9 protein-coding genes are annotated in these 24,956 nt (G+C 71.0%); 1 reads left to right on the top strand and 8 read right to left on the bottom strand.

Annotated elements, in window-relative coordinates:
- Positions 1-4: 4 nt before the first annotated feature.
- The 8 genes from OG329_RS17620 to OG329_RS17585 are packed head-to-tail and all read right to left on the bottom strand — an operon-like array spanning position 5 to position 18,253.
- On the bottom strand, positions 5-2,872 hold the full coding sequence (locus OG329_RS17620) for an FG-GAP repeat domain-containing protein (protein ID WP_405796221.1): 2,868 nt from the start codon (positions 2,870-2,872) through the stop codon (positions 5-7).
- The gene (locus OG329_RS17615) at positions 2,869-5,403 is read right to left on the bottom strand and encodes a S8 family serine peptidase (RefSeq protein ID WP_405796219.1); all 2,535 of its coding nucleotides are present in this window, start codon (positions 5,401-5,403) and stop codon (positions 2,869-2,871) included. Before OG329_RS17615 ends, OG329_RS17620 begins: the two co-directional genes overlap by 4 nt.
- Before the next feature lie 55 nt (positions 5,404-5,458).
- Positions 5,459-6,781, bottom strand: a complete 1,323-nt coding sequence (locus OG329_RS17610) for a TIGR02679 family protein (RefSeq protein WP_405796217.1) — start codon at positions 6,779-6,781, stop codon at positions 5,459-5,461.
- Complete coding sequence (locus OG329_RS17605) at positions 6,778-11,061, bottom strand: TIGR02680 family protein (protein ID WP_405796215.1); 4,284 nt, start codon at positions 11,059-11,061, stop codon at positions 6,778-6,780. Before OG329_RS17605 ends, OG329_RS17610 begins: the two co-directional genes overlap by 4 nt.
- Positions 11,058-12,326, bottom strand: coding sequence for a TIGR02678 family protein (locus tag OG329_RS17600; RefSeq protein ID WP_405796213.1), 1,269 nt, complete (start codon positions 12,324-12,326; stop codon positions 11,058-11,060). Before OG329_RS17600 ends, OG329_RS17605 begins: the two co-directional genes overlap by 4 nt.
- On the bottom strand, positions 12,323-13,960 hold the full coding sequence (locus OG329_RS17595) for a TIGR02677 family protein (RefSeq protein WP_405796211.1): 1,638 nt from the start codon (positions 13,958-13,960) through the stop codon (positions 12,323-12,325). The genes OG329_RS17600 and OG329_RS17595 overlap by 4 nt, the downstream gene beginning before the upstream one ends.
- A 10-nt stretch (positions 13,961-13,970) precedes the next feature.
- Entirely contained in the window at positions 13,971-17,846 is a 3,876-nt protein-coding gene (locus OG329_RS17590; RefSeq protein ID WP_405796209.1) for an AAA domain-containing protein, read from the bottom strand.
- Complete coding sequence (locus OG329_RS17585) at positions 17,843-18,253, bottom strand: hypothetical protein (RefSeq protein WP_405796207.1); 411 nt, start codon at positions 18,251-18,253, stop codon at positions 17,843-17,845. Before OG329_RS17585 ends, OG329_RS17590 begins: the two co-directional genes overlap by 4 nt.
- A 319-nt stretch (positions 18,254-18,572) precedes the next feature.
- Here OG329_RS17585 and OG329_RS17580 point away from each other — a divergent pair, with 319 nt between their 5' ends.
- Positions 18,573-24,896, top strand: a complete 6,324-nt coding sequence (locus tag OG329_RS17580) for a protein kinase domain-containing protein (RefSeq protein ID WP_405796206.1) — start codon at positions 18,573-18,575, stop codon at positions 24,894-24,896.
- The last annotated feature ends 60 nt before the right edge of the window (positions 24,897-24,956 follow it).

The following is a 24,956-nucleotide window of genomic DNA, read 5'->3' as shown; positions in this document are numbered from 1 at the left end:
CGCGTCAGGACAGCTTGTACGTGGTCATCTGGTGGATGCCGTTGTCCTCGCTGCTGACGCGCGAGCCCAACTCCTGTGCCATCCGGTCGTATCCGCTGTCGTCGAAGTTCAGCGCGATCATCTCTTCCGCGCCGTCCCCGTCGAGGTCGGTGGCGAGATAGTTACGGCCGCCCATGAGGGTGGCACCGCCGACACCGGAGGCGAAGACCCGGCCGTCGGTGACGACCGACGGGTCCCAGGCCGCCACCCCGGCCTCCGTGCCGCCGGCCAGCAGCCTGCGCCCGCCCGGACCGGTGATGAACTGCGCGGTCCGCATGCTGCTGACCACCGAGCCGCGCCCGTCCTGGCCGCCCGGACCGTAGAGCCGGAAGGTGCCGAAGCTGGTCAGGAACAGGCCCTCGTCGCCGGTGAAGAAGTTGCCGTGCGACCAGGGGCCGCCGGAGACGGCCTCGTGCAGCACCTTGCCGGTGCGCCCGTCCCGGATCTGGACGACGACCTGCGGGCTGGCGGCCTCGGTCGATGAGGCGCCGGGCACGGCCGAGATGATCCAGGTGTGGACGACCGCGTGCCCGTCCGCGTACGGGATCCGCGGCGAGGCGTAGACGCCCTGGTCCAGGAGCGCGCCGTGCAGCTTGCCGTCCACGGCCTGGGCCGGCGCCTTCGGGTCCGCCGTCCAGCGCACCGTGCCCTTGGCGCCGTCGAGCGCGACACCGTTCACGACCGGGTCCTCGAGGTCCAGCGCACCGACGCTGGTGTACTGCGTGTACACCCGTCCGTCGCCCACGGCCGTGTCGGAGAAGACCACTTCACCGGAGCCCTCGGGCGCCGCGTACGTCCACAGCCGCTTGCCGCTTCCGCTGTAGACGCGCAGCGCGTCGGTCGGGACGACGATCTCGTCCTTGCCCCTGCCGTCGAGGTCGGCGACGGTGACGGAGCGGACATAGGCGCCCTGGCCGTCGATCGTGCGCAGGACCTTTCCGGTACGGCCGTCGAGCACGACGGTCGCGCTGTCCGCGGCGACGACGATCTCGGGCCTGCTGTCCCCACTGACGTCGCCGGTCTCGATCCGGTGCACCTGACCGGCCACGGTGGCCTGCCACAGCTTCTTCGGCCTGCCGTCGAGCAGCGAGGTGCCGGAGTAGGCCCACACACCGTGAGAGGTACCGCCGGCGACCACGTCCGGCTTCTTGTCGCCGTCGAGATCGACCGCCTTCGCGTACGACAAGTCGCCCTGGAGCGGGGTCAGTTCCTCCTGGCGGCCCCGGCCGATGTCGTACTCGCGGATGTTCTGCTCCAGGTCCACGACCCGCACGTGCGTTCCGCTGCGGTCGCGGAAGACCTGCTGGAACATCGGCGACGCGGTGGTGTCCTCGTGCTCCCAGCGCACCTCGCCGTCACCGTCGAACACCGTCAGATCGGCGATCCGGCCGCCGCCGGGATTGTCGGCCGTTCCGAGACCCCGGTCGCTCTGCGAGGAGGTGACCAGTCGGCCGTCCGCCACGTCAAGACGCCAGGTGCTCGCGCCGTCACGGGAGTTGTCGGCGTCGCGCTTGGTGGTGTGCGACCACAGGGCGGTCTGCGGGCTCGACCCGTCAAGCACCCGGACGGTGCCGGCGTTCACGTACAGCCAGGGGTCGAACGTGGACTCCGCGACCGCGTACTCGGCCTTCCGGTCGCCGCGCAGATCCCCGATCGTCATGGCGGTCGGCACCGCGTTCTCGCGGCTGTCCAGTCTCGTGCGCGCACCGTCGCCCAGCGCGTACGAGACGATCTCGTACCGCATGCCGTCGGTCGGGTCGGACTGCTCCAGTCCCACGAGCCGCCCGCGCGAGGCGTCCAGGCGCAGTTGGCGGCTGTAGAGGTCGCTGTCGCGCTGCCAGGAGACCGAACCGTCCGCCGTGTCGAGGACGAGCGTACGGCTGCGCGACGCCGAGGTGGCGGTCTTGCGTACGTCCCAGGAGACGGCCGCCCCGCCGTCACCGGCCGACTCCAGGGCACCCCAGGAGGCCGTGGTCTCCCCGGTGTCGTACGTCCATGTCGACGCCGGGGTCAGCTTGTTGTCGGCGTAGGAGAAGCGGATTCCGGTGAGTGTCGCTGTCGCGGCTGCCGGGGCGTTCTGGTTGTGGTCCGGCGCGTCGGCGACGAGGACGGTGCCGTCGACGATCTTGACGGACTGGGCGTACGCGTACAGCTTCGACCACAGCGTGACCCCGGTCCTGCCGTCGAGCACCGTCACGAAGGTGCCGGTGGGCAGTGTGGAGCAGGGCGAGGTGAACGGCCGGTAGGGCGTGGAGCCGACACTCGCCGAGAACACGATGTCCGGGGTGCCGTCCCCCGTCAGATCGCCGGTGTCGAAACCCTGGTCGGAGGCGGGCGTGAACGGGCTGACCGCGTTGTAGCCCATCAGGACGCGCGCCGGATACGGCTCGCTCTGCCAGACGCGGGACGGCTTGACCTGCCAGTCCGCGTACAGGGAGGCGTTGGTGCGCTGCCACGCCGTGCTGCCGTCGGCCTTGTGGAGCTGTACGTTGCCCAGGCTGTGCACCGTGAAGTAGCCGCCGCCGGGGCCGGCCGGCACGGTGGCGCCGAGACCGCGTACACCTTCCAGGGTGGAGGTGCCGGTGAAGGTGACGGCGGTGTCATCGGCGGCATCCAGGCGGTTGTCGGACGTCGACACGTCGCCATCGCCATCGCCATAGACGTCGACCTGTGCGCGCGCGGTCAGTTGCTTGACCTGCTCGCTGGTCAGCTTGATCGCCGAACCGTCGTCGTCGGCGGCGGCCAGCGCGTGCGGTGCCGCGGTCAGCGCGAGGCCCGCCGCGACCAGCGCGGAGGCGAGCCGAAGGGCTCTTCGGGACGTGCGGACTGTCATGACGTGGCTCCCTGCGGCGCGATACGGATGGCCGAACCGTTGGTCAGGACCGGCTGGTTGAAGGAGTAGAGGAGGGCGTCCATACCGCTCTGGTTCTCGATCCCGACAGTGGCCTTGGCGCCGTTGCCCGGCACGGAGCGGTACTGGAACGTGATGGCGCCGGTGGCCTCGTCGAAGACCGTCTCGAAGGTGGCCCGGTTCGCGGAACCGTCCGCGAAGAGCACGTCGTTCCACACGACGGCGAACCTGCGGCTGCCGTTGGTGCCGGTGGTGGCCGTGCGCACGCTCGACTTCTTGTCGAGGGTGAGGTCGTCCCACAGGGCGGCGACGATGCCGTTCGGCTGCGTCGCGCTCGGCAGGGCGGTGTTGGTGTAGTCGCCGACGCGCGGCGCGAGGAAGTTGACCAGACCGTTGGTGGTGACGGCGGCGCTGGTGTACGAGACGCCGTACAGCTTCACCGGGAAGGGCAGCGCGATGTTCCTGGCGTCCTCGTCACCGCTGAGGGCGACCTTGGCGGAGCCCTCGATCCACGCGTACGCGGCCGGGGCGCAGTTGTTGCCGGCGGCGTCGGTGCGCGCCGGGAGCCGGACGGTCAGTGTCTCGGCGCCGTCCACCGTGAGCGCGGTGTCGCGGACGCCGTTGCACAGCACGGGCGCGGCGGGTTCCGTGGTCAGGGTGTAGGAGCCCTCGGCGACCTTCGGCAGGGTGAAACGGCCGGCCGCGTCCGTGGTCACCTCCGGCACCGGGACGCCCTCGACGGTGAGGGTGGCGCGGGCGAGCGGCTTGCCGGTGACGTCGAGGACGGTGCCGGACACGGCGTGGGACGGTACGGCGTCGAGCGCGACGTTCTCGGTCCGGTCCTGGCCCACGGCGAGTTGGAGCCCCTTCACCGAACCGGTGCCGTAGCCGTAGCCGCCGTACGAGAAGTCGTAGGTGCCCGCGGGCAGCGACAGCCGGTACGCGCCGTCGGAGCCGGTGGTCACCGAGCGGGTGGTGCCGGCGTTCGTGGCCGTGACGGTGACGCCGGGCAGCGCGGCGCCGGTGGCGCTGTCGGTGACCCGGCCGGTGACGGTGCCGGCGGTGTGCGGGGCCTTGTCGACGGAGGCGAGGATGTCGAGCTTGCCCTCGCCCCACACGTTGTTCATCGCGGCGGTGCCCCCGCAGTGCGTGTCCTCCACGTCGATCGCGCCCTCGTCGAGCAGCGCGCGGGTCCCGTCGATGTCACCGATGAGGGAGGGCGCGGCCGACCACAGCAGGGCGACGGCGCCCGCGATGTGCGGGGTCGCCATCGACGTACCGGACGCGCTCTTGTACGACGAACCCGGCCAGGCGGAACGGACGTTGACGCCCGGTGCCGAGATGTTCGGCTTCATGGAGCCGTCGACCGGCGAGGGGCCGAAACCGGAGAACGAGGCGATCTTGCCGTCCACGTCGTACGCGCCGACGCCGTAGGCCGGCGCCTGCGCGCCCGGTGCGTGCGCGGTGGAGCAGGTCGTGCCGTCACCGTCGTTGCCCGCGGCGAACGCCTCGAAGATTCCCGCGGCGTTCCACGCCTCCACGATGTTCTGGTAGAACGTCGTGTCGCCGCCGCCCCACGAGTTGTTGACGATGTCGGGCGCCAGCTCGGGGCGCGGGTTCTGCCCCGTGTGGTCGGTCGGGGCGAGGATCCACTGACCGGCCGCCAGCAGCGACGCGTCCGAACACGAGGACGACTCGCAGCCCTTGGCGGCGATCCACGTCGCGTTCGGCGCGACACCTATGCCGCCCCGGCCGGCCATCGTGCCCATGGTGTGCGTGCCGTGCCCGTTGTTGTCGCACGGGACACCGCCGGTGGCGCACCGGCCGGTCGGGTCGTAGAAGTTGTAATCGTGCGTGAAGGTGCCGTCGCCGTTGCTGCCACGGTAGTTCGCGACGAGGTCCGGATGGTCGTACTGCACACCGGAGTCGATGTTGGCGATGACGATGCCCTCACCCCGGTTGTCGTACCGCGACCAGACCTGGTCGGCCTTGATGTCCTTGACGCCCCACTCCGGGTCGCCGTCGGCGGCGACGTCGGCGACCTGACTTTGTGTCTCGTCGAGCCGGTAGTGCCGCTCCTTGACGATCCGATCGACGTCCGACCGCCGTTCGAGCTTCTTCACGAGGTCTTCGTCCCCGGTGACCCGGACGGCGTTGGCGATCCAGAAATCCTGGTGGCCGACCTTCTCCCGGTCGAGGAAGGCGGTCAGCGAACGCTGACTGTCCTCGGCCTTCGCGCGCAACTCCTGGTACGCCGACTTCGCCTTCGCGGCGTGCGAGCGCTTGCCCCGGGCCCCGGAGAGGTCGGCCCGGTCCTTCAGGACGACGAAGAACGATGCCTCACCCCCCTGGTCCACGGCCTCCCGCAGGGCCGAGTCGGCCTTCGGCGAGGGCACGCCGGCATCGGCCGCGGCGCTCGCCGCGGGCAGCGGACCGATCAACAAAGTGGCCGCGGTAAGAACGGCCGCCGCCCACGCGGCGCGTCTGCGCCGGGGCGATCGGGACAGGTGCATCGGGATGCTCCTCCGGAAAGGGAAGGGGGGAGCCCCGGACGGTAGCCAGCCGCCGTTACTCGGGCATTACAGACCGGCCGGGGCGGCAGCCGTCCTTCTCGTACAACGGCGCCCGGACCAGATCCCCCACCAGCAGGTCGAGCGTCGCCTCCTCATGGAGCGCCACGCCCAGCGCCGTCATGGCCGGGGCGAGGTCCGGGTCCCAGTCCGCGTCGACCGGACCGCCGTCCAGGGGGAGTTGGGGGACGCCCTGCGCCCCGCAGACAGCGGCGAGGTGTTCGTAGTCCTCGACGCCCATGCGCCACGGCTGGGCTTCGTAGCGGCGGATGATCCGGTTGGCCAGTGCGATGCCCGGCCAGTCGAAGTCGCCGTGGTACGCGAAGCGGCAGCCGGTGGCGGCGAGGGCGTCGAGGAGGGTGAGGACCACCGTGGCGGCGCTGCCGGAAGTGCAGACCAGGGGCTTGTCGCAGCCGCCCGCGTCGGCGGCGGCCTCCACCACGCGCGGGTTCTCGCAGATGTGGATGACCGTTCCGGCGGGGAGTTGGAGCCGTACGCAGAGCAGATCGCGCGGTGTCAGGTGGGTCTCGGCGTGATGGTCGGCCCGCTCCCGCAGCGACCTCTCCCGCCAGCCCTCGCCGAGCGGACGCAGGCCGTACGTCAGTACGGTGCTGGAGACCTCGTCCGGTGTGACCGACACCAGCCGCCACAACGCGCGCCGGCCGGGCGCGTCGTCGGGCAGGTCGGTGTCATGGGCCAGAGCGATACCGCGCTGGACGAGACGGGCGAGCCAGGTGCCGTCGTCCAGACCGTGTGCCGAACCGGTGGCCGTCACGGCGAGTTCGCCGCGACCTCGTGTGCCGGTACGTTCCGGGTCGAGCAGCACGGCGAGTATCCGGACCGCCTGCTGAAGCGTCCGTACCGCCGCTTCGGGCGTCACACCGCGCGGCACACCGGTACGGCGCAGCACGTCGGCCCACTGCCGGGTCCACTCCTGTCCGGCGAGCGCGGAAGCGTCGACAGACGAGTCGAGCGAGGACCACACGTGGCGGCGCCGCGCCGCGCCGTCCTCGCGGGCCGCGCGGCGGTCGGTGAGCGGTGGGCCGAGTTGTTCCAGAACCTCCCTGAGCCCGAGCCCCGCTGCCGAGGTGCGCAGCCGTGCGTCGAGCGCGTCGAGCCGCACGGTCACGGCCGTACCGGTGAGGGGTCTGCCCAGCAGGAGTGACAGGTCGTGGCGTTCCGGCGCGCTCAGCGAGGTCAGCCGGAGCGACCCGGCGGCCCGTACGCCGTTGCTTTCCAGACGTTTGCGCACGGCGCCCCAGAGCCGGGTGAGATCTGGTCCCGCCAGCCAGTCGCGGGTGGCGGGCCGGAGTGCGCTCATACCGATGCCAGTCGGCGGTGCCGACCGTTCCAGGTGTAGTGCAAGGTGGCCACACCGCGTTCATGGGGGTCGCGCAGACACTCGTAGATGTGCAGGGACGGAACCTCCGCCCAGTTGCCCATCAGCCGCTCGCTCGTCAGGACGAAGTCGAGATCGAGGTCGACCAGGATGCGGCCCAGGCGCCCGTGGGTGGGTTCGTCCACCTTGGCGAAGGCGTCGTCCAGGAGGATCAACCGCGGTGCGTGCGGGGCCGATTCGGCGAGGCTGGTGAAGTGCGCGGCGGCGGCTGCGAAGAGTACGAGATAGGAGAGCACCCGCTGCTCGCCCTGGCTCAGTCCGGTGCGGCCGGTCAGTTTTCTTCTGCGCCCCGGTGCCGCGTCCTCGACCACGAAGGTGTGGAAACGGAACCACGCCCGGTAGTCCAGCGCGGTCCGTAGATGCGCCGTGTATCCGGCCGAAGGGTCGGCGCGGCGGGCGTCCTCGATACGGCGTTGCAGCACCTCGCGCAGTCGCTCGGTCTGCTCGCGCGTGCGCAGGCTCGACGGGCTGCGCAGCAGCTCGACCGCTGCCCGCACGTCCGCGTCCACGTCGTCGTCCAGCTTCCACAGCAGCTCCACGCCGAGACCGTGCGACGTACGCACCGTCTTCAGGGTGTCGTTGAGAGCCGCGACCAGATTGGCCGCCGTGATGACCTGCGCGGAGAGATGGTCGCCCAACTCGCCGGTCAAGAAGCGCTGGAACACCTCGCTCTCGCGCTCGGTGAGCCGCCCCCTGGCCTCCGCGGACTGTACGGCGATCCGCTCACCCACCACCGCGACATCGTGCGAACCGTGATCGTCGAGCAGCCGGCACACCTTGATACCGTCGCGCTCCTCAAGCTGTGCGTCGTATCCGCCCGCCAGCTTGTCGCGCAGCTCGGTGTGACGGTTGAGCAGGGCGCTGTCCGACACGTCTCCCTTCGCGTCCCCCTTGGAACGGGCGAGCGCCCGCTCCACCGCATCGGCCAGCGAACGCAGCGCGCGCAGCCGGTCCCGGACGTCGGAACCGGGGTCGTCCGCGACCTGGTCGGGCAGCGAGGACCGGTCCAGACCCGCCCCGTTGACGATCTCCGGACGGTCGATGGCCTCACGCAGCGCCCGGCCGGTGTCGATGACGGTGCTCTCCTGGACCGCCAACTCCTCGCGCAGGCGCTTCTCCTCCTCTTCCGCGCGCACGCGGCCGTCGCGGAGTTCGCCGTGGGCGCGCTCCGCCGCCGGGATGGCGCCGGCGGCGTCCGCGATGCGTCGCTTGGCATCCCGCTCGCGCGCCAGGATCTCCTCCTCGGACGATCCGACGGCCCCCTCCCGGGTCCGCAGATCCTGTTGCGCGGTGCGCAGTTGCTGGAGGCGAAGCCGGTAGTTTCCCTCCGCCTCCGAGCGTCCCTCCCGGGCACGCTCGTAGCGGCGGTCGTCCGCCTGGCTTCCGCCGAGCCGCCCGACCGTACCGCCGACGGCTCTGCGCAGATGACCGGCACCGCTGAGCAGGGTCGTCAGCGCGGTGTGTACGCGGTCCAGGGCGGCGGCGTCGGTGGGCAGGTCATGGGCGGTGGCGGTGGCGTCCGCCTCGGTGCGCGCCGACACGGCGAGGGTACGGGCCTGGGCCGCCAGCTTCGCCGCACGGGCCGCCTTGGCGGTCAGGTCCCGCAGCGCGTTCTCGTCCGACGCGGTCCGGCTCCAGGCGTCGGAGAGTTGGCGGGCCGGGGGAAAGTCCCGTTCCGCGCGCGTGAGGGCCCGCCGCCTGGCGTCCGCCGCGGCGAGTTCGGTACGGGCGTCGGTCAGGCGCTGCTCCGTCGCCGTCAGGCGGTCCGCCAGCTCGGCGAGTACGCGCTGCCGGGTCTCCGCGCGTACGGCAGCCCCCACGTACTCGGCGACGCTCTTGTGGTGCCGGCCGCGCAGGGGCCCGAGCCGCCAGCTTCCGTCGAAGTGGACCGCACCGGCAGCGGCGCTCTCCGCCTCCGAGGCCGGTACGAGCGCGACGGCGGCCAGCAGCCGCTCCACCTGCTCGGAGGTGATACCGCACCCCGGCTGCGGCGCCGGGCGCAGGGCCGTGGCCAGAGTCCTTACTCCAGGCGGCAGTTCGGGGCCCGGCCGCAGCAGTGTGTCCCTGGTGAGCGAGTCGAGAAGGACCCCGTCCGCCCCGACCCAGGCGTCGAGGATTCCACCGGCCTCCAACGCCGCCTCCAGGCCCGCCCGGTCGCCGGGGGCCACGTGCTCCGCGAAGTCAACCAGCCGGTAGAAGGGCGCTCCACCGGCCGGATCCCGCTCGGCGGCGCGGTGATACGGAGCCGGTGGCTCGGGGTCCGTACGCCGCTCCCAGGCCCGCTTCTCCTGCGCCAGGCGGTCGATCTCCTCGCCGAGCCGGCCCACGCCGAGCGCCAGTGCGTCGCGGTGCCGGGTGACGTCATCGGCGTACGGCTCCAGCGCCGCCTGGGCCGTCTGTCGCGCACGGGCGTCGATATCGGGCGGCAGTGTGCGCTCCGCGAACGGCGCGTCGGGGGAGGCCGCGCAGACCACTTCGGCCAGGACGGCATCCAGTGGCGGACAGTCGGGCCCGGCCGAGGTCCGCGTACGCTCCACCCAGGCGGCGACCTCACCGGCGTACCCCCGGCTCTGCTCCGCGACCTTCTCGCGGCCGGCTTCGAGACGGCCGGCGGCGTCCTCCGCCTCGCCCTCCAGCCGTTCTCGCTCCGTGTCGGCCGCAGCCGCCTTGGTCCGGGCCTCGTCGGCCCGCGAGGAGAGACGGGCCACCTCCTGGACCGTCCGCGCCCGGTTGCGTACGACGGCTTCGGCATCCTCCAACTGCCCCTGCCAGGAACGCAATCCGGCCTCGGCGGTGGCCGTATCCAGGCGAATCACCGGCCGGTGGCTCACGGTCCCCGGTTCTCCGTCCGGGTCGGTCAGCTCCGTCCGCGTCGCCGGGGAGCGGACGGTGCGCGGCAGGGCCACCGCGTCGCCGAGATGTCCGGCGGGCAACCCAGCCTTCTCCGCCTGGGTCAGCAACTCCCGGTGCTCGGTGCTCAGTTCGGTGAGCCGGCTGCCGAGGTCTTCGACACCCTCGGCCAGTCGTTCCGCCGCGCCCTCTTCCGCCTCGTGCGTACCGCGCAGGGCGGTGAAGGCGGTCACGGCTGTGGTGTGCAGGGCCTCCACCGTGCCGCGCCGTTCGGACAGTTCGCGCAGGCTGCGGTAGGCGTGACTGGCGTGCAGCGCGGCCAGGTCCGTCCTGGCGGACTGTTCCTCATCGCGCAGAGTCTCCAGCCCGGCTTCCGACTCCGCTTCCCGCTTCTTCAGATCGCCGGTCCGCCGCGCCGCGCCTCCGGCCGCGCCCCGTCGCTCCGTGAGGGTGTCCAGCTCCCGGCTCACGTTCCGGGCCGAGGTACGCAGGACTCCGGCCAGATAGCGGCGGTAGTCAGCGAGGAACGTGCGCAGCGCGGCGTCGGTACGTTCCAGGCGGCCGAGTTCGTCCCGTACCGCGTCCAGGTCGTGGAGGTTGCGCGCCACCCTCTCGACCACGTCCTCGTCCAGCCCCGGCAGGGTCTCGCTCAACAGGACGGCCAGACCGCCGTGTTCGATACGGTCGCCGACCGTGGGGCGACGCAGTCGGTGCAGAAGCTGGGTGAGGTTGCGGTAGCGCGTGGCGTCGGTGATGCCGAAGAGGTCGCGCGCCACGCGGGCACGGTGCTCCACGGCCCGGTCGGTCGCGTTGTCGGGGCCGACGATCTCCTTGAGCCGGTCGACGGGAAGCGGCTTGCCCGCCTCCACCAGGCGCAGGTCCGATCCCACGCGCAGCGGGGTGACGAAGAAGGTCGGCACGGCCCGCTGCGTCGACTTCGAGGCGCGGACGGCGGCACCGAGGGTCAGATAGCGGTGGTCGCCGGCCTCGTCCGTACCCTGGAACTCCACCCACAGATAGCCGAGACGGTTGGTCTGGTCGAAACCGTCCAGCATCAGCCAGGCGAGCGTCGTGCGCCCGGTGCCGGTCGCGTCCAGGGCCCGGGAGTCGCCGTCCAGCAGGTACGGGAGCAGCATTTCGAGGGCTTTGGACTTGCCCGCGCCGTTCTTGCCGCGCAGCAGCAGCCGCCCGTCACCGAAGGCGAACTCCTGCTCGTCGTACTGCCAGACGTTCTGAATGCCCGCGCGGTGCAGATGGAAGCGCGTGCCTGATGTCGGTGTCGTCGTCGGCGGCGTCGTCTTCGACGGGCCGGACCGGGGCAGCGGGACGAGGCCGCGCGCGTCGGTGGTCATAGCGGCAACTCCTGCTGTGCGTGGGTGACGGTGACAGTGACGCGGGTGGCGTAGCGGGCCGCGGCGGCGAGCAGTACCCAACCCGCACCGCCACCCTCACTCCCCGGCCGGGCTCCGTGGCCCTCGGCGCGCAGGGGGCCGGCGGGGGCCAACAGCCGCATACGGGACAGCAGTTCCAGCACGGCTTCCCGCAAGGCGTACGGATCCTCCAGATAGCCGCGCTGCCAGTTGCTACGGCCCCCGTACTCGGCGACCAGACCGGCCAGCAGCTCATCCACCAGGCCGTCCGGAACAGCCACCCCGACGACGAGCGTGCCGCCGGTCGCGCCGCCGGTCGCCGGGTGTCCGGGATCGGACGGACGGAGCCGTTCCACGAGCCGTTCCACCAGCAGCAGCGCGGCCTGGGCCACGGTTCCCGTACCGGGAAGGTGGAGATCGGTCAGCTCTTCCTCGGGGTCGATCAGCGCCACGCCCTCGGCGCGGATCTCCGTGTCCAGGCCCAGGAGTTCGAGGAACGCCTGGGCTTCGCGGCGCTGGCGGGTGCGCAGCCAGTCGCGTTCGGCGTCGGTCAGCTCGTCGAGGTGGACGACGGGTGTCTCGACGAGCATCCGGCGTACGTACGTACGCGGCCCGCCGAACCCCGGGTCCGCCGCCCGCCGGACCAGATCGGCGCCGTCCCGGGACTGGGACAGCGGCCCGGCCACCACGACCCGGGCCAGCTCCCGGTCGACCGTGATCAGGGCCTCCCCGCCGGCTTCCTGGGTGAGGGCGCCCACGTTGCCGTGCGTCTCGATGAGCACGCCCCACTCGACCAGTTGACGCAGCGCCGCCACCAGGGTCCGTCTCCCGGCCGCTCGGCCCGTCTCCTCCAGCTCGATGTCCGCGTCGGCCGCCGCCGCCCGGATGTCGGCGACCAGTTGGGACAACAGCATCTGCTCGGGCGCGGTCACCAGGACCGACAGGGCCAGTGCGAGGCAGGCGTACGTGTGCGGGCTGAAGGGCGTCCCGGTCGACCGTACGAGCCGGTGTCCGGCCCCCGCTCCCAGCCCGGCCTTGAACAGACGCGCGTAGGAACTGTCCACCAGAAGGCGGTAGCCGAGCACCCGCTGGAACCGCTGGCCCAGCCAGTCCGCGTGCCTGCGTACCAGCGGGAAGAGGTCGGCGTGCGGGCCGCCGGACGTGACCAGGGGGTTGGCGAGCAACAGCCGGGCGGCGGTGCGGCGTTCGGCCGCCAGGGCCACGTCGTGGGCGGAGGGGAGGGTCACGACACGCTCGCCCGCGCCCCGCCGTCGGCCGTGGCACTGGTCCGGCCGACGGCCAACTCCAGTTCGTCCAGGCGCAGATCGCCGTCGGCCGAGCGAAGGAGTGTGTGGGCGCCCGCCGTACGGTGCACGGTGAGCCGGATGCCCAGATCGGCGTCCTCGCTCCACGCCTCGTCCAGAGCGAACCCCGCTGCTCCCTCCCCGGCGGCCCCGGCCGCATCGGCGCGCCGCTTGAGCTGAGCGTTTCCGAGCGCCGTGGCCAGCAGCTCCAGGAGCAGGCTCAGCGCCGCGGAAGTGAGCCGTACGCCGTCGAAACGGCCCGACGCGCTGCGCAACTCGTCCGCCGCCGCCCTCCGGGCCGCCGCCCGCTCACGCGCGGCCTTCCGCAGCCGCTCCTTCTGCGCGGAGTGGTCCTCCACGGACGCCGTACGGCCCCGCTGGGCGCGACTGCCCCTTTCCCGCAGAGCCACCGGCACCTCGACCACCGGACCGGTCCACCAACTCGTATAAGCGGGCACGGCCTCATCGGTGGCCGGAGGTACTCCCAAATGGCGGGCGCCGTACAGCCCGAAGGCGGCGACGGCGATGTCGTGCGCGTCCTGCGGCGCGGCCTCGTCGAACCACCGGGCCAGCCGCAGCAGGTCCCGGCGCCGCGACATCTCTCCGGTGGCCGAGCGCAGCATCCGCTTGGCGTTGGCCAGCAACGACTGGAGCGCCCGCAGGGTGGCGTCCCGCAGTTGACCGACCTGGCTGCCCTGCCCGTCGATGTCGCTGAACCAGCCACGCAGCCCCTCCCAGTCCGCGAACTCCCGCCCCCGGCTGCGCTGCACGGAGAGCCCGGAGACTCCGGAGAGGCCCTGGGCGTGAGCGTCGAGCCGCGCCAGCAGGGCCGGCAGGTGCGGCCACAGCGCGTCCAGAGCCGCCGAGATCCGGGGCGCGCGGAAGGCCACGTCCTCGGTGATCGCCTCGACGTAGTCCAGCAGCAACTCCTTGAAGCCCTGGTACTCGGCGCTGTCCAGGTCGTACCGGGCGAGCACCTGCCCGAGATAGGCGTAGAAGTCCCGTACGGAGTCCGCGAACTCGGCGAACTGCACGAACAGTGTGCTGACCCGCTCCAGCCCGTCCTGCGGCGCGATCCCACCCGGCTCGCCCACCGACCCGGCGAGCTCCCGGAGCCCGCGCTCGACCAGCCCCAGCAGTTCGCTGCTCACCTCACGGGCGGCGTCGACCTCGGCCAACACCCCGTCGGCGTCCCGCTGCACCCGTTCGCCCAGCCTCGACAACTGGTAGCGGGCACGGGACCGCTGGTACTCGGTGATGCTGGACGCCTTCACGGTATGGCTGCCACGCAGCAGATTGCCCCACCGCTCCAACTGTTCCAGCCGGGCGGTCAGCGTCTCGACATCAATCCCCGCCCCCGCCCCACCGGCCTCCCCCAGCTTCGCCACGACGTCCGGCACGGCCAGATCAGCCAGCAACGTCCCGCAGAAGACCCGCATCACGGCCACGTACTCCAGCCGCTCGGGCGCACTGAGATACGCGTACGCATCGAGCCGCCTACGCGCCTCGTCGTCGCCGCTGGGTGCCGAAGGCGCGTCGTCGGACTGCGGCCGGGTGCCGAGTGAGGGTTCGTCCATCTCTGCGAGGCTACGTGGAGGTTCCGAAGGGCGATGCGGGGTCGCCGGAATTGGTCCGGGAGGCCGCTGATGGATGGCTCGGCGCGCGTTCTGTCTCTTGTGGGAACCCGGGCGTTGCGGAGACCCACCCCCGCTGTACGTCGGTGTCGTAGAGCCGCCAGGCCGGCCAACGAATGGCTTCGACTTCGCCGTCACCACGGCCCAGCAAGTTCCGGCGGTGCAGCATGAGCCGCAGGTGGCGTGCCGCGTCGGCGCCCTCTTCCACTCCTCGATCGAGCAGTACGGCCTCGGGGACGCCGCCGGCGCCTCGCACCAGAGCGTCCGCCGGATGCCCGTGAACGTTCTCGCCCAACGTGATGGTGGCTCCTGTCCGGCGGGAAAGCCTCTGGTACAGGCGTTTGAGCAGGGCGTCTTCGTCGCCGCCTGGCGAATGTGCGCTGTCGTGCTCCGCGGCGTCCAGCAGCGCGGCGGCCACACCTCCCCGCTTCCGCCAGCGATCCTTGTCCCCCACCACGATGAGGTGACCGCGTGCCCGGGTGACGGCGACGTTCCAGAGGTTCAACTGCCCGCCGACCCACTCGACGGCACCGGGGTGCATACCTTCGCCGGCGACGAGGGAGAAGACCATGACATCGCGCTCACCGCCCTGGAAGGTATGCACCGTACCGATGCGCACACGCTCCTCGTCGTACGGGTGCAACCGCTTCCGCAGCGCTTCGGCCTGCGCCGCGAAGGGCGTGACGACGCCGACGGTGGCTTCGGGCGGCAACTGTTCCAGCAGATAGTGGACGCTGTCGTGCACTTTTCGGATCTCGTCCTCGTTGACCCAGGAGCCACCGAACCGGGGGCGGGCGGCCCGTCCGGGTACGTCTGTCCAGATGACCGCGGGACGCGCCAGAGCGGGGCGGCCTCGGGTGTCGGTGAGGACCGTCAGACCGCCGTCGTAGAAGAGGCCGTTGGAGATCGCGGCGATGTGCGGGTGGCAGCGGAAATGCTCGTCGAGAAGCAACGTGCCGCCTACGGAGCGCTCGGCGGCGTGGAAGGCGGAGTGGCGTCGGTAGGCGAGGCGGTGCTTCTCCAGCCAGTCGGACCGCAGTCCGTTCCCGCGCCGGATGAGAGCCTCGCGGTGCGGGCTGGTTGTCGTGATGTGCGTGAGCTGCATGGGGTCGCCGATGACCAGGGCGCGTCGCGCGCGGAAGAGCAGCGGCAGGACGTGTGGGATGGCGCACTGGCTGGCCTCGTCGATGACGACGAGATCGAACAGGGCCGGCCCCAGAGGGAAACGCCGGGCCGAGAGGCTGGTGACGGCCCATCCGGCCACCGCGGGCGTAACCGTCCGCCCGTCTGAGCGGCCCAGAACCTTCCGCATTTGCGGCCAGTCGCTGCGGCTGCCCTCCCGAGCGGCCAGCAGATCGAGAATGCGACGGCGTCCGGCCCAAGCACCGGCTTGGACCGTGGTGGCGAGGAGAGCGCGTGAAGCGTCCTGGACGGTGTTCTCTGCATCGCGCAGTGCGCACGCGAGCGCTGTGTCGTCCACGGAAGCCGCGTGGTCGAACCCGTCACGCCATTTTGCCTCGGCTGCGGCGAAGCCGGCGAGCGCGAGGCAGCCCGCGACACGATCACCGGCGTACGCCTTCAGGCCGGTCCTGCCCAGGAAACGGGCCCGGCGCCACGATCCGAAGAGGCGTGCGCGGGAGAGGCGGCGCGCCTTGCCCTCCAGTTCCCACGGCCGGGGCAGTCCGCCGAGCAGGCCGTGAAGCTCGGCGGCGGGGATGCCGAGCTGTCCCGCATGGTGGTCGCGGGCCTCGCCTGCCCGGCGAAGCCGCAGTTCGGTCTCCGCGATGTGTGCCAGGCCCTGCCGTGCTTCTGCCAGACGGTCGGCGGCCAGCGTGGCCTCCATGGAGGCCGTGGCCACGTTGGACGACGGCTCCGCGCCGGTGCGCAGTGCGTGCAGCGCGGCTGCCTCGTGCTCCGCGTTGCTCTTGGCATTCCTCCGCGCCGAACCAGTCCGCACGATGCTGCCGGGCACGAGTTCGTCGCAGCGGCGCCAGACCTCGTCCACCGCCTCGTTGTTGGTGGATGCCACCAGTACGGTCTGGCCGGCCGCGATCGCGGTGGCCACGAGGTTCGCGACCAACTGGCTCTTGCCGGTGCCGGGCGGGCCGGTGGCCACCGTGAGGCGGCGGGTCATGGCGGACCGGAGAACCGCGGTTTGGGCCTCGTTGCAGGGCAGTGGCGTCACGAGGTGCGCCGGTTCGGGTTCCGCGTGGGCAAGGGCTCGGGCACGCTGCGAGGCGTCGGGCGCGAGGGCCCCGAGGGCGGTCTTCTCGATCTGGTCCGTCTGCTTGGCGATGTCGGCGAAGTCGTTGAGCAGGCGCTTGGTGAAGCCGGTCTCGGCGCGCGCCGTGAACAGGACAGCGGTGTTGCGGGCACCATGACCGGGCGTGCGGATGTCGATGCGGTCGGCGAGCTGGTCGGGACGGAGCTCCTGCACGCACGGCAGCTCGAACTCCTGCGTGAGGAGGTTGCGTACCTCCACGGCCATACGGTCGTGCTGCCCTCGATGCCAGGACGGCTGGAATGTCTCGGTGAGCTGGGTGGCCTCCTCCTCGCCAAGCCAGTCGAGAGCCATCCGAGGATGCGGCAGGACCGGGCCGTACGGCTTCAGCCGCACATCGCCCTCGCCTTGGACGATCTCGACACGGCGTACCAGCAGCGGCGCGAACTTCGGCTGCCGCCAGGGGCGCCCGGAGCGCGGCCCGGTGAGGACGACGGCCGGGTAGCCCGCCCAGAGCTCGGCGTCCTCCTCGGTCGCCGAATCGACCAGCGAGGCCGCTTCCGCAGGGAGCGCGACGCAACCGTCGTCGTCGACGTCGCCCGAGATGAACCTCTCCGCGCCGTCCAGGCACACGTACGACGTGTTCTGGTGGCCCACCTCCATCAGAGGCGTCTCGGTACTCTCGGCCAGGACGCACTCGCGGTAGTAGTCCAGCAGGCCGGCCCAGGCAGGCTTTGCGTGAGCGGACTTCGCTGCATGCGGTTGTGGCGGCGGTTCGGCGCCGGGACGCGGCCGCGGATTCAGGGGATCGAGGATCGGGGCTCGGCCGAACGGACTGTCCGCGATGACGATGCGGTCGTCGACGCCGTGCGCGGAGTGCACCGGCACCTGACGGCCAGCGTCCTGGGCACGCATACGGCGGTTGACGTAGTGGAACAGGTCGCTGACCTTTACCTCGCTGCCGCCGTCCTTGCTGACCTTCCCTGTTCGCAGTGCCTCGATGACCTCGCCGGTGAACGCCGAAGGCTTCACGTCATCGCCGCTGCCCGCGTCCGCGAACGAGTCCTCCCCGGCCCGCGAGGACGACAGCACGTACACGCCCCTGCTGGTCAGCGGGGGCGGCTCGCCGGACTTCGACACGGAGCTGTCAGGCCGTCGGTCCGATGTACGCAGACCCACGGCGAACCCGCCGCTACGACAGCAGTCGATCATCACGATCTTCTGTGGGGCGACGCATTCCTCCAGCGCATCGTTGAGGAATCCGGCGCTGACGCCGGTCGCGGCTACCTGGTCGGAGTCGGTGTCCTTGGCGACGAAGTGGAACTCGCCGCCGTCGCGTACGGTGCGCACACCGTGCCCGGAGACGTACACGAGCGCGAGTTCGTCCTCGTCGCGCTCCTGAAGGAACTCCCCGATGACCGCCCTCATGTCGTCGGCGGTGAGATCGGAGACGGTCTGGACGGAGACGAAGTTGCCGATGTTGCGGTGCTTCAGGACCTGTCCGAGCCCCCATACATCCGCTCGGACAGAGGCCAGTGGCAGGAAGCGCCCGTCGTCGTAGTGCTCGGTGCCGATCAGGAGAGCCCGGCGCTTGTGGAGGCGGGTCACGCCGTGCCGTCATCCGGTTCGGGACCGTCGTCGCCGGCGACTCGGTCCTGGAACTCGCGGACCATGCGCTCCTGCGCGGCGTCCGGGCGCCCGGTGATCTCGATGGAATCGCCCGCGATGGTGACCGCGACCTTGCGGTGCCGCTCCTTGGCGCACCATTCCTTGATCAGGGTGATCAGGACCTGGGACGCCGGGCGGGCGACGGCGGCAGTGGTAGCGGCCCAGAGAGCCACCTCGCCCACGCCCGTACCCTTGCGACCCGGTTCGGTGGGCCCTTCGGCGTCATGGAAGCCGACGACGAGACCGTCTGCCCGGTGCAGCACGTCGTGCAAATCCCGGGTGAGACGCTCCTGCCGGAGTGTGTCGCCGCCTGTGGGCACGACGAGTGTCCACCGCGATCCCCGCATGTGCTGCTCCTTGCGTTCGCTTCTCTGCCTGTCCGGTCCGTCCAGCGACTTTGGCACGAGGGCGTCTGCCGGTGACAGTCCGGGGCCGAGGGGAGGGGCGGCATCCGGCCACCTCCGCCTTTCGCAACCACCCCTGAGCGTCGCTCAGTAACCCACACCCTCGCATAATGTGTTGACGAAGTCAACGCGTAAATCGTTGTTCACGAGTGCGTCCTCGTGTACGTTCCCGGTGTGGGCGTTCCCGTCTGTCACGATGGGCGCGCACGCCGCAAGGGGAAAACGCGTGCCCTCTCGGCAGGGCCGCACGGGAGGCAGCAGCATGAGCGAGGGTTCCGAGACGGTCGCAGGGCGGTTCCGCCTGCTGGGCCACCAGCGCTCGGGGAACATGGGCGAGGTTCATCGCGCCGAGGACCTGGACGAGGCCGAGGACTCTCCCGACCGTGTCGTCGCCCTCAAGCTCATTCTCCGCCGCCGCTCGGGCACGCTGGTGGAGACCCGCACCGACCCCAAGGCGGTGGAGCGGTTCGCGCGCGAGGTGCGCATCATGAGTCTGCTGAGCCACCCCAACCTGCCCCGCACGATCGACGGTGGGGTGGACGAGACCAACGGTGACCTTCCCTTCCTGGTCATGGAATTCCTGGACGGGCATCCGCTCGCCGACCTCGTGGCGGAGGAAGGGCAGCTTCCGGTGTCCTGGGTCGCCGCCATCGGGGTACAGATGGCCGACGCCCTCGCCGCCGCCCACAGCGCCGACGTGATTCACCGGGACCTCAAGCCGGGTAACGCGATGCTCACCCGCGGTGGCGCCGTAAAGGTTCTCGACTTCGGCCTTGGCCGGATCGTCGACGATCCCGACGGCACCAAGCTGACCAGCACGGGAGTGACGGTCGGCACGGCCCGCTACATGGCGCCCGAACAGTGCCAGGGCAGACTCGTCACCCAGGCCGCCGATCTGTACGCCCTCGGATGCGTGCTGCACGAGATGCTCCTCGGAATTCCGCCCTTCATGGGCAATGCCGCCTTCGATCTCTACGACAAGCACGTCAACCAGGAGCCGACGCCGGTGCGTCTGCTCCGTTCGGACGTGCCGGAGGCGTTGGCCCGCCTGGTGGACCGTCTCCTCGCGAAGAACCCCGCCGACCGCCCGGCCGACGCGGTCGCCGTTCGGGACGCGCTGCTCCCTTTCGTGGCGCAGGACAGCGATCTTCCCGGCTGGCAGGACTTCGATCCGGTGAAGTGGCTGCTGCGAGCGCCCGACAGGGCCGCCGCGGTCGCCGAGCCGCGGCCTTCCGGGCCGGCGGTCCCCGAGCCCGCGAAGCGTTCCCTGTCCGGCTCCGGCATGGACGTCTTCGGTGTGCACGAGCAACTCATCAAGGACTACCGCTCGTTCACCGAGGGCGGCACGGTGATCCGCGACGAGCGCATCAAGGAATTCGTGAAGAAAGACCTCGACGACAAGTCGCAGTGGCCCAACCCCTGGCTGTCGCTCAACCCCTTCTTCGCCGCTGCCGGGACGGTCGCCGAACTCGCCGCGCAGAAGGTCCTGCACGACGAGTGCGCGAAGATCTTCCAGGCGGGCAAGTCCGAGGACTCCACCGTGTGCGACGGCCGCCCCCTGACCCTGCACCGTCACCAGCGTGCGGCGATCGACGCGGCGGCGGCCGGTGTCTCCTACGTGCTGACCACCGGCACCGGGTCAGGAAAGTCCCTCGCCTACATGGTCCCGATCGTCGACCGGGTGCTCAAGGAGCGGCAGGAGGCCGGGCCCGAGGCGCCCAAGCGGGTGCGGGCCATCATCGTCTACCCGATGAACGCCCTCGCCAACAGCCAGCTCAAGGAGTTGGAGAAGTATCTGCGCCACGGTTACGGCGCGGGCAACGAGCCGGTCACCTTCGCCCGTTACACAGGCCAGGAGGACGACGAGACCCGCCGGCGGATCCGCAAGAACCCGCCGGACATCCTGCTCACCAACTACGTGATGCTGGAACTGATGCTCACGCGGCCCGACGACCGCGACTCTCTCGTGGCCATGGCCGAGGGGCTGCGGTTCCTCGTCTTCGACGAACTGCACACCTACCGGGGCCGGCAGGGCGCGGACGTCGCCCTGCTGATCCGCCGGGTACGCGACGCCTGCCGCGCCGACGACGTGCAGTGCATCGGCACCTCCGCGACGATGTCGACCGAAGGCAGCCTGGAGGAGCAGAGGAACGTGGTCGCCGACATGGCGACCAAGCTCTTCGGTACGAAGGTCAGCCCCGAGCACATCATCGGCGAGACCCTGGTCCGTGCCACCGGCGAGACCCCGGCCTTCGTCCCCGCCCAACGTCTCACCGAGACCGCCGCTCCGCGCGCCTACGCCGACCTGGTGACCGACCCCCTCGCCCGGTGGATCGAGACGTACTTCGGCCTCGGCACCGACGACGCCACAGGGCAGCTCGTACGTCAGAAGCCGCGGAAGATCGAGGAGGCCGCCACCGAACTCGCCGGGGAGAGCGGGGCATTGGCGAGTCAGTGCGCGGACGCCCTTCGGGCCACGCTGGAAGCGGGCTCGCAGGCGTACCACCCCGTCACCGAACGCCCCCTGTTCGCCTTCCGGCTCCACCAGTTCCTGTCCAAGGGCGACACCGTCTACGTCACCCTGGAGAACAAGGCCGACCGCCACCCCACCCGTGACTACCAGCGGGTCCGGCCCGGCACCGACGGACACGTCCTGATGCCGCTCGCCTTCTGCCGCGAGTGCGGTCAGGAATACCTCACCGTATGGCGTACGGAGAAGGACGGCGAGGTCCGCTACGAGCCCCGCCGCGACACCGCCGCGACGGGGGGCCGTGCCGGTGACGGCTACCTCTACATCGACACGGACCGCTTCCAGCACACCACGCCCTGGCCCCACACCCCGGAAGAGGCCATCGCCGACCGGAGGTTGCCCGAATCCTGGCTGGAGATCGATGAGAGGGGGCAGGAGGTCGTCAAGAAGTCCTACCGCGACCGGTTGCCGCGGGCGGTCACCGTCGATCCGTACGGAATCGAGTCCAAGGGCGAGCTGCACGCGGCGTTCATCCCCGCCCCGTTCCTCTTCTGCCTGCAGTGCTCGGTCTCCTACGAGCAGACCCGTGGCAAGGACTTCGCCAAGCTCGCCACCCTGGACCAGGAAGGCCGGTCCTCGGCGACGTCACTGATCTCCGCATCCGTCGTGCGCTCGCTGGACAGCGTGCCGGAGGCGGCGCTCCCCAAGGCGGCACGCAAGCTCCTCACGTTCGTCGACAACCGGCAGGACGCCTCCCTCCAGGCCGGCCACTTCAACGACTTCGTCCAGGTGACCGAATTGCGCGGGGCTCTGTACCGGGCCGCCGTCGACGCGGGCCCGGACGGTATCCCGCACGAGGAGCTGACCTCCCGGGTCTCCAACGCCCTCGCCCTGGAGCCTGTCGTGTACACAGGCAAGTCCGACCTGCCTCCGCGGCTGGCCGCGGCGGCGGCCAAGACCCTGCGGGACGTGATCGCCTTCCGGCTCTACCTCGACCTGGAGCGCGGCTGGCGCGTCACCATGCCGAACCTGGAGCAGACGGGACTCCTGGAGATCGACTACGCCGACCTCCAGTGGGTCGCGGAGCGTCAGGAGCGCTGGGAGCAGGCACACCCCTCCTTGCGTACGGCCGACGCCGCCTTGCGTGCCGAGATCATGAAGGCACTGCTCGACGAGATGCGCAGGTCGCTCGCCATCGACGTGCAGTACTTCCGCGACGACTTCGACTCACTCCAGAGCGCCAGCGAGGAACGGCTCGTGGATCCCTGGAAGCTCTCCAAGAGCGACACTCCCAAGGTCGCCACCGCCTACCCCCGGCCCTCGAAACCCGGGATGGACCGTGCGGGACTCTTTCTGTCGGCGCGGGGGAAGTACGGGAAGTATCTGCGGCGCACGCATCGCGAGTTCGACAAGAACATGGACCAAGCGGATCTCCAGACGGTCATCGAGGATCTGCTGAAAGTTCTCAGGGACGCCGGGCTCGTGACCGAGGTGTCCGTGGCACCGCAGCAGGCCGGGCGCTTCCGTCGGCCGTCGGCGACCGCCACCGGCTACCGGGTGTCGGCCGCCTCCATCATCTGGCGGGCCGGTACGGGCGTGACCGGCGCTCACGATCACCTCACCCGCACGTACGCGAGTGGTGACGGCCCGCGCGTCAATGTCTTCTTCCGCCGGCTCTACCGCGAAACGGCCGCAGGCCTGTCCGGCCTCTTCGCCCGCGAGCACACCGCGCAGGTCGACCCCGAGGAGCGGCAGAAACGGGAGGAAGCCTTCAGCAAGGCCGAACTCAAGCTGCTCTACTGCTCCCCGACGATGGAACTGGGCGTCGACATCTCCTCGCTCAACGCCGTCATGATGCGCAACGTGCCCCCCACCCCGGCCAACTACGCCCAGCGCAGCGGCCGTGCCGGGCGCAGCGGCCAGCCCGCCCTCGTCACCACCTACTGCGCCACCGGCAACAGCCACGACCAGTACTACTTCCGCCGCTCCGCCCGCATGGTGGCCGGTGCAGTGGCCCCGCCGCGCCTGGACCTGGCCAACGAGGACCTCGTTCGCTCACACCTCCAGGGCATCTGGCTCGCCGAGGCCGGGCTCACGCTGGGGCGCGCCGTCCCGCAGATTCTCGACATAGCCCACGACGAGACCTCCGGCAGCCCGGCTCCCGGCCTCGCTCTGCGCGACGACATCCGGGCCGCCTCGCACGATCCGGGCGCGCAGACGCGTACGGTCGACGCCGCCCGGCGCATCCTCGGCCCGCTGCTGCCCCAGTTCGGTCAGACCACCTGGTGGGACGAGCGGTGGATCGAGGACGCCGTACGCAATGCGCCGCGCAACTTTCACCGGGCCTTCGAGCGGTGGCGCGACCTGTACCGGGCGGCCCTCGTCGACCAGTACGTCCAGAACAAGCGGGTCCTCGACCACACCCTGACCGAGGGCGACCGGCGGCGGGCGTTCCGCCGCCGCACGCAGGCCGAGACACAGCTCAACCTGCTCAAGAACGAGAGCCCGGACAACCGCTCCGTCCTGTCCGACTTCAACCCCTACCGCTACCTGGCGTCCGAAGGCTTCCTGCCCGGCTACTCCTTCCCCCGGCTGCCGCTCGCCGCCTTCATCCCCACCCGGGGTGGCCGTCAGGGCGACGGGGACTACCTTCAGCGGCCCCGCTTCCTCGCGATCCGCGAATTCGGCCCCGGTGCCCTCATCTACCACGAGGGCGCCCGCTACCAGGTGACCCGCATCCAGTTGCCGCCCGACTCCTCCGGCGACATCACCACCACCGAGGCCCGGCGCTGCGCCCACTGCGGGTACCTCGACGACCCCGAGGAGCGCCGGGACAAGTGCGAGATGTGCCACGCGCCGCTGGGCGCGCCCACCTTCGGCCTTCTGCACCTGCACACCGTCTACACCCAGCGCCGGGAACGTATCTCCTCCGACGAGGAGGAGCGCCGCCGGGCCGGCTTCCGGATGGAGACCTCGTACCGCTTCCGGCGGCACGGCACGCGCAGCGGGCGTCAGGACGCCCGGGTCACCGACGCCGCCGGTCCGCTCGCCACGCTCACGTACGGCGACTCCGCGACCGTCCGCATCACCAACGTCGGCAGGCTGCGCGCCAAGGACAACGAGCCGCCCGGTTACTGGCTCGACCCGGCCGACGGGCGGTGGATGAACGAGCGGGACGCCTCCGACGCCTCCGGCGACTCCAGCGAGATGCCTGTCATCGATGAGGACGGCAAGGAGAAGCGCCGCAAGAAGCGCGTCATCCCGTTCGTCGAGGACCGCCGCAACATCCTCGTCGTCACCCTTGACGAGCCGCTGCCCGAACCGGTCGCCCTGACGCTGATGTACGCCCTGGAGCGCGGCATCGAGACCGCCTTCGAGCTGGAGGACTCCGAGCTGACCAGCGAGCTGCTGCCGCCGGCCGACGGACCGCGCGACCGGTTGCTGTTCACCGAGGCGGCCGAGGGCGGCGCGGGAGTCCTGCGGCGTCTCCAGGCCGAACCCCGGGCACTGGCCAAGGCGGCCCAACAGGCCCTCGCCGTCTGCCACTTCGACGAGTACGGCGGGGACGACAAGGGCCCGCACCCGGACCGACCCTGCGCCCGAGGCTGCTACGAGTGCCTGCTGACCTACGGCAACCAGCTCCACCACGGCGCGATCAACCGCCACTCGGTCACCGCCCTCCTGGTGCGCCTCGCCGCTGCCGAGGCGGAGACGGAGAAGCGCGGCGAGACCACCACGGAGCAGGAGCTGAGACTGATCGCTGAGTCCGCTCCCGGATCGGCCACGGACCAGGCCCCCCAAGTCACCTCGGTGGAAGCCGAATTCCTGGCCTGGCTCAGGGAGCGTGGTCTGCGGCTGCCCGACGAGGCGGGGATCACGGTCCCCGGGGCCGACGCCCGCCCCGACTTCGTCTACCGGATGCCCGGAGTCAACCTCGCCGTCTTTCTCGTCGGTGCGGAGGCCGCCGGCGCCGAGGACGACAAGGCGCGGGACGAGGACGCCGAGGAACGGCTGCACCTCGCCCGGTGGGACGTCATCCGCTTCCCGGAAGGCGGCGACTGGGACGCCATCGCCGCCGAACACGCCCGCTACTTCGGCCTCGGCCCGTCCTCGTGACGGCACACCCGCACCGTGTGACGGCACACCCGCACCGTCCACCCCGCCCGGCCGTGGAAG

Origin of the sequence: Streptomyces sp. NBC_01506 (assembly GCF_045040295.1) — a bacterium.
Taxonomy (GTDB): domain Bacteria; phylum Actinomycetota; class Actinomycetes; order Streptomycetales; family Streptomycetaceae; genus Streptomyces.
Note: the sequence above shows the minus strand (reverse complement) of the source record. Positions and strands in the feature narration are given on the sequence as shown.